Genomic DNA, 6,567 nt, shown 5'->3' with positions numbered 1-6,567 from the left:
GGACAGGGGCCGCCACCGCCACCGATCAGCGCGACGACTGACGGGCCCCACACCGCGTTCTTTTAGCGCGGGCCGAATTGGCGGTCCCCCGCGTCGCCGAGACCCGGGACGATGATGCCGTTGTCATCGAGGCCCTCGTCGATACTCGCTGTGACCAAGCGGACCGGATGTCCTGATTCGTTCAGCGCGGCAACACCTTCCGGCGAGACCACCACGCACACGACGATGATGTCGGTCGCCCCGCGAGCAACCAGCAGGTCGATCGTCCGAATCATGGACCCACCGGTCGCCAACATCGGGTCGAGCACGAAAACAGGGGTGCCGGACAGATCGACGGGTAGCGACTCGAGGTAGGGCACTGGCTCGAGCGTCTCCTCGTCCCGTGCCATCCCGATGAAGCCGACGCCGGCCTGAGGAAGCAGAGCGCTGGCCTGTTCGACCATTCCGAGCCCCGCGCGCAACACCGGAACGAGCAGAGGTGGATGCGCCAGGCGAACACCTGTGGTGCGAGCAACCGGCGTGTCCACCTCGAATTCGTCCACCGGTGCATCACGCAGAGCTTCGTACACCAACGTGTGCGTCAGTTTCCGCAATGCGGATCTGAAGGTGGCGTTGTCGCTGCGCGCATCCCGCAAAGTCGTCAAAAGCGCTGCGGTCAACGGATGGTCGACTACCTGTGTGTCCATGCTCGGAGAGTATGGGCGAAACACCGACAAGCCAAGCCGCCCGCGGACGGTCCGAATCCGGCCGCGCAGCGTCGGCAACTATTGCCAGGGACTTGGGGTCGACCGGCACGTTGACTCGTAACGCATGACGCCTCGAACGATCTCGGTTTCGGGGCTCCATGCCGATAAACGTGCTCACTCCCGAGGAAAGGGCAACATCATGACACTCGGTCCTCTGTCCGACTGCCTGGTCGTCGATCTCTCCCGTGCCCTGGCAGGGCCACACGCCGCGATGATGTTGGGTGACCTCGGTGCGCGGGTGATCAAGGTCGAGTCACCGTCCGGTGGTGACGACACCCGCAGCTGGGGTCCGCCGTTCGTGTCCGACGAGGAGGGTGACCGGCACTCGACGTACTTCCTCTCGTGCAATCGCAACAAGGAGTCCATCGCGCTCGACCTGAAAGCCGACGACGGTCGGGCGACGCTCAACGAACTGATCGGTCACGCCGACGTACTCGTCGAGAACTTTCGGCCCGGGGTTCTCGATCGATTGGGCTTCGGCATGGACGCGCTGCACGAGCTGAACCCGCGTCTGGTCGTTCTGTCCATCACCGGATTCGGGCACGACGGCCCCGAAGGCGCCAGGCCGGGCTACGACCAGATCGCCCAGGGCGAAGCAGGATTGATGTCGTTGACGGGGCCGTCCCGCGACGAACCGACACGCGTCGGCGTTCCCATCGGTGATCTGCTCGCAGGTATGAACGGCGCATACGGCGTCGTCGCGGCATTGCACGAGCGCAACACCACCGGGCGCGGACGTGTCGTGCGGACCAGCCTCCTTGCGTCCATCGTCGGAGTCCACGCGTTCCAGGGCACCCGCTACACCGTCGCGGGCGAAGTGCCCCGGCCGACCGGTGGGCATCATCCGTCGATCTGCCCGTACGGGCTTTTCCACTCCTCCGAGGGCCTGGTGCAGATCGCCGTGGGCAGCGAAGGGCTGTGGCAGCGCTTCGCGCCCGAATTCGGCCTCGACCGCCCGGAATGGGCCACCAACCCGAGGCGCGTCGCCGACCGAGACGCGGTCATCGCCGCAGTCGAAACGGCATTCGCAGACTGGCCAACGGACAAACTGCTCGGACGCCTGACCGAACTGGGCGTCCCGGCAGGTCGGGTCCGCGACCTCGAGGAGGTCTACACCTGGGAACAGACGCGCTCCCAAGGACTGTTGATCGACGTCGACCATTCGGCTCTCGGCACCATCACCCTGCCAGGGCCGCCGTTGCGTTTCGACGACGACTCGGTCGGCGCAGGCATGCGCGGAACTCATACCGCCCCGCCCACCCTCGATCAACACGGGGACTCGATCCGCTCCTGGCTCGAGGAAGCACGATGATCCAGAGCGGCGCAGGGACCACCACGAGCGCACCAACCCGCCTCAGCGCGCTCGAATTGATCGACCTGATCGTCGATGCAGGGACGTTCGAACGGTGGGACGGCACGCCGCTGCCCCCGATCGGGGTACACGGACCTCCCCAGCAGAGCTACCTCGACGAACTCGAGGCAGCCCGGGCGGCAAGTGGGTGCGACGAATCGGTCTTGACCGGCGAGGCCACGCTCGCAGGCCGACGCGTGGCAATCGTCATGTGCGAGTTCGGATTTCTCGCAGGATCCATCGGGACGGCCGCTGCGGAACGCCTGGTGCAGGCCGTCGAGAGAGCTACCGCCGAGAAGCTCCCGCTGCTGGCGGCCCCCACGTCCGGCGGAACGCGCATGCAGGAGGGCACCGTCGCATTCCTGCAGATGGTGAAGATCTCGTCGGCGATCGCGGCACACAAGTCGGCGGGGCTCGCCTACGCCGTCTACCTACGCCATCCCACCACCGGTGGCGCGCTCGCGTCGTGGGGGTCTCTCGGTCATGTGACCGCGGCCGAACCCGGTGCGCTACTCGGCTTCCTCGGCCCACGCGTGTACAAGGCCCTGTACGGCGAAAAATTCCCCGAGGGCGTGCAGACCGCCGAGAATCTGGCCGCCAAGGGCCTCGTCGACGCCGTGATCCCGCCGGAGCGGCTGCGAGAGGTGGCCATCTCGGCCCTCGCCGTTCTGTGTGCGCCGCACGAGCCGCCGCCGCCGGTCCCCAACGTCCCGCTCGAACACCTCGACGACGTACCCGCTTGGGAGTCGATCGAACGGTCGAGGAGACCGGAACGACCGGGCGTGCGACAGCTGGTGCGGTCGGCGGCGAACACGGTGACGCCGCTGCAGGGCACCGGCGCAGGTGAGATCGAACCCGGACTGTTCCTCGCGCTGGCGAAGTTCGGCGCGTCGGCCTGCGTGCTGCTCGGGCAGGACCGTACCTTTGCAGGTCAGCCACTCGGCCCCGCGGGATTACGCGAAGCGCGACGAGGCATGAGGTTGGCCGAGGAGCTTTCCCTGCCGCTGGTGACCGTCATCGACACGGCGGGTGCCGCGCTGAGCAAGGAAGCCGAAGAGGGCGGGCTCGCGGGCGAGATCGCCCGATGTCTGGTCGAACTCACCACGCTGAAGGCGCCGACGATCTGCCTGCTCCTCGGCCAGGGCGCGGGCGGCGGGGCACTCGCCCTTCTTCCTGCCGACCGAGTGCTGTGCGCACAGCACGGCTGGCTCTCACCGCTGCCACCGGAAGGCGCGTCGGCGATCAAATTCCACACCGTCGACCGCGCCGCGGAGATGGCGGAGGAACAGGGCGTCCGCAGTATCGACCTGCTACGGAACGGGGTTATCGACCGCATCGTCGCCGAACGTCCCGACGCCTCCGACGAGCCGGCGCAGTTTCTTTCGCGCCTCGGCACCGTGCTCGAGCACGAACTCGCGGTGCTCCTGGCAGCTGACCCGACGAACCTGGTATCAAGTCGGTTGAACCGGTACCGCTACCTGGGGATGTCGAAACACCAAAAAAACGCGTTGATTGGGCAAAGCTTGCCAGTGCAGGCCGACACCGACGGTCGATAGCGTTTTCACGAGAGAGCGCACCGCAGCGCGAACTCCGGCCGACTCTGCTGTACCCACAGTCCCCGATAGAGGAGATTCCACAGTGCCCGAAGCAATCGAGGTCCGCAAGGTCCCCCTTCACAACGTGTCCGATGCGAGCGAGCTGGCTAAGCTCATCGACGACGGCGTGATCGAAGCCGACCGTGTCATCGCGGTCATCGGCAAGACGGAGGGCAACGGCGGCGTCAACGACTACACCCGCATCATCGCCGACCGCGCGTTCCGTGAAGTATTGTCCGCGAAAGGAACTCGCAGCGCACACGACGTCGGCGAGGTACCGATCGTCTGGTCCGGCGGAACCGATGGCGTGATCAGCCCGCACGCAACTATTTTCGCCACCGTGGCCTCGGACAAAGCAGTGCAGAGCGACGAGCCGCGCCTGACTGTCGGTGTCGCCATGAGCGAGCAGTTGCTGCCCGAGGACATCGGCCGCACCGCCATGATCACCAAGGTCGCTGCCGGCGTCAAAGAGGCGATGGCCCAGGCAGGGATCACCGATCCCGCCGACGTGCACTACGTGCAGACCAAGACACCGCTGCTCACCATCCACACGATCCGCGACGCCAAGAGCCGCGGCAAGACGGTCTGGACCGAGCAGACTCACGAGTCGATGGACCTGTCCAACGGCGGTACGGCATTGGGCGTCGCCGTCGGCCTCGGTGAGATCGACATGCCGACCGACGAAGATGTCATGCACAGCCGTGAGCTGTACTCGTCCGTCGCCTCGTGCTCGTCGGGGGTCGAGCTGGACCGCGCTCAGATCGTCGTTGTCGGCAACACCCGTGGCATCGGTGGCCGCTACCGCATCGGCCACAGTGTCATGACCGACGCACTGGACCAGGACGGCATCTGGAACGCCATCAAGAATGCCGGCCTGGACCTCCCCGAGCGACCGCACACCAAGGACTTGGACGGCAAGCTCGTCAACGTCTTCCTCAAGTGCGAAGCCAGCCAGGACGGTACGGTTCGTGGTCGTCGTAACGCGATGCTCGACGACTCGGATGTGCACTGGCACCGTCAGATCAAGGCGTGCGTCGGCGGCGTCACCGCCGCGGTGACCGGCGACCCGGCCGTGTTCGTGTCCGTCTCGGCAGCACACCAGGGCCCCGAAGGCGGCGGACCCGTCGCTGCCATCGTCGACCTCGGCTAACGCGCCCGAACATCAGCTTCGTGCCGCGCGGGACCGGACAACCCGGTGCCGCGCGGCTTTCCGGCCCCTCATGCAACTGTGTCCCCGAGCCAGAAAGAAACACCCATGGCACGCACTCTTCGACCAGCCGACGAACTCGTCATGTGCGACGCACTCGAGCTCAGCGGCAAGATCAAACGCCGAGAGGTGTCGTGCGTGGAGACCATGACGGCGTACCTCGATCACATCGACAAGCACAACCCGTCCGTCAACGCCATCGTCGCGCTGCGCGACCGCGACGACTTGCTCGCCGAGGCGCAGGAACGTGACCGTCAGCTGGCCGATGGCGTATACCTCGGCTGGATGCACGGCTTTCCCCATGCGGTGAAGGATCTCTCGGCCGTCGCAGGGATGCCGTTCACGTCGGGATCACCTATATTCGCGGACCGCATCGCCGAGGCGGACGATCTGTTCGTCGCCCGGATCAGGGCTGCGGGCGCCATTATCATCGGCAAGACCAACACGCCGGAGTTCGGATTCGGTTCGCAGACCTACAACCCGGTCTATGGCACCACGGTGTCGCCGTACGACACCTCGCGCACCGCAGGCGGTAGCAGCGGCGGGGCCGCGGCGGCACTCGCCCTGCGCATGGTGCCCGTCGCCGATGGCACCGACTACATGGGCTCGCTGCGCAACCCCGCCGCGTTCAACAACGTGGTCGGCTTCCGGCCCTCGTGGGGCCGAATCCCCGAGCCGGGCTTCATCGCTCAGGGAGCGGTCGCCGGCCCGATGGGCCGATCCGTTACCGACGTCGCACACCTGCTGTCGACGATGGCCGGACCCGACGCGGGCGCGCCCCTCGGGATCAACGAGGACCCCGAGATCTTCACTCGGACACTCGAACGCAGCTTCCGCGGAGCGCGCGTTGCGTGGGTCGGCGACTGGAACGGTTACCTGGCAACCGAACCCGGCGTGCTCGAACTGTGCGAGTCGTCGTTCGCGACCTTTGCGGATCTGGGCTGCGACGTCGAGACCGCCTTACCGGACTTCGCGCCGGAGAACATCTGGCAGCTGTTCCTGACGTGGCGGTGGTGGGCGCAACTCGGCATGGCCGATCTCTACGACGACCCCCGCACGCGAGCGCTCATGAAGCCCGAAATGCAGTGGGAGATGCGCAATGCCGTCGCGCTCACCGCACGCGACGTCACCAAGGCTGCGCTGGCCCGTAACCAATGGCAGGCCGCGCTGACAACGATGTTCGATACGTACGACTTCATCCTGGCTCCCAGCGCTCAGGTGTTCCCGTTCGACAAAAGTCAGCATTGGCCGGAGTCGATCGCCGGACGTTCGATGGACACGTATCACCGGTGGATGGAGACGGTCGTGCCGTGGACGATGACCGGTGTGCCGGTTGCGGCTGTTCCCGTGGGATTCGACGACCGTGGTCTCCCGATGGGCGTTCAGATCATCGGAAGGCACGGCGCGGACCGGGCGGTTCTTCAGCTCGCCTACGCCTACGAGCAGGCGTCACGCTGGGTGGAACGCGTCGTCCCTCCAGCGCTGCACGTCCGCTGAACCCCCACATCCGCGTCATGGGCCGCCGAGTACGGTTGAACAATGGATGACATGGTCGGTGAACTTCGTCCAGGGGCACAAGATTTCCCTGCGTCGGCGGGGTATGCACTGACGGCCGCGGAACTGCTTGCACTGCCCAGCCTCGCGGGATCGAAGCTGGTGGCCGGCGAG

The 6,567-nt window shown here is 66.2% G+C and carries 5 protein-coding genes; 4 read left to right on the top strand and 1 reads right to left on the bottom strand.

From position 1 onward, the window contains the following. Positions 1 to 62: 62 nt before the first annotated feature. Positions 63 to 686, bottom strand: coding sequence for a uracil phosphoribosyltransferase (upp, locus tag WBQ44_RS23020; protein WP_495568973.1), 624 nt, complete (start codon positions 684 to 686; stop codon positions 63 to 65). Positions 687 to 885: 199 nt separating this feature from the next. On the opposite strand from upp, the gene WBQ44_RS23015 reads away from it, so the two are divergent. The 4 genes from WBQ44_RS23015 (at position 886) to WBQ44_RS23000 (ending at position 6,396) form a co-directional block, all read left to right on the top strand. After that, positions 886 to 2,058, top strand: coding sequence for a CaiB/BaiF CoA transferase family protein (locus WBQ44_RS23015; protein WP_495568972.1), 1,173 nt, complete (start codon positions 886 to 888; stop codon positions 2,056 to 2,058). Further along, complete coding sequence (locus tag WBQ44_RS23010; protein ID WP_495568971.1) at positions 2,055 to 3,653, top strand: carboxyl transferase domain-containing protein; 1,599 nt, start codon at positions 2,055 to 2,057, stop codon at positions 3,651 to 3,653. The genes WBQ44_RS23015 and WBQ44_RS23010 overlap by 4 nt, the downstream gene beginning before the upstream one ends. Positions 3,654 to 3,735: 82 nt before the next feature. Continuing rightward, a complete protein-coding gene (bar, locus tag WBQ44_RS23005; RefSeq protein WP_495568970.1) occupies positions 3,736 to 4,842 on the top strand; it encodes a barbiturase in 1,107 nt (368 codons plus the stop codon). A gap of 105 nt (positions 4,843 to 4,947) precedes the next feature. Beyond that, the gene (locus WBQ44_RS23000; RefSeq protein WP_495568969.1) at positions 4,948 to 6,396 is read left to right on the top strand and encodes an amidase; all 1,449 of its coding nucleotides are present in this window, start codon (positions 4,948 to 4,950) and stop codon (positions 6,394 to 6,396) included. Positions 6,397 to 6,567: the final 171 nt, after the last annotated feature.

This window comes from Rhodococcus sp. (in: high G+C Gram-positive bacteria) (assembly GCF_049591685.1).
Lineage (GTDB): Bacteria > Actinomycetota > Actinomycetes > Mycobacteriales > Mycobacteriaceae > Rhodococcoides.
The sequence above is the reverse complement of the archived record's forward strand: the minus strand, read 5'-3'. Positions and strand labels throughout refer to the sequence as shown.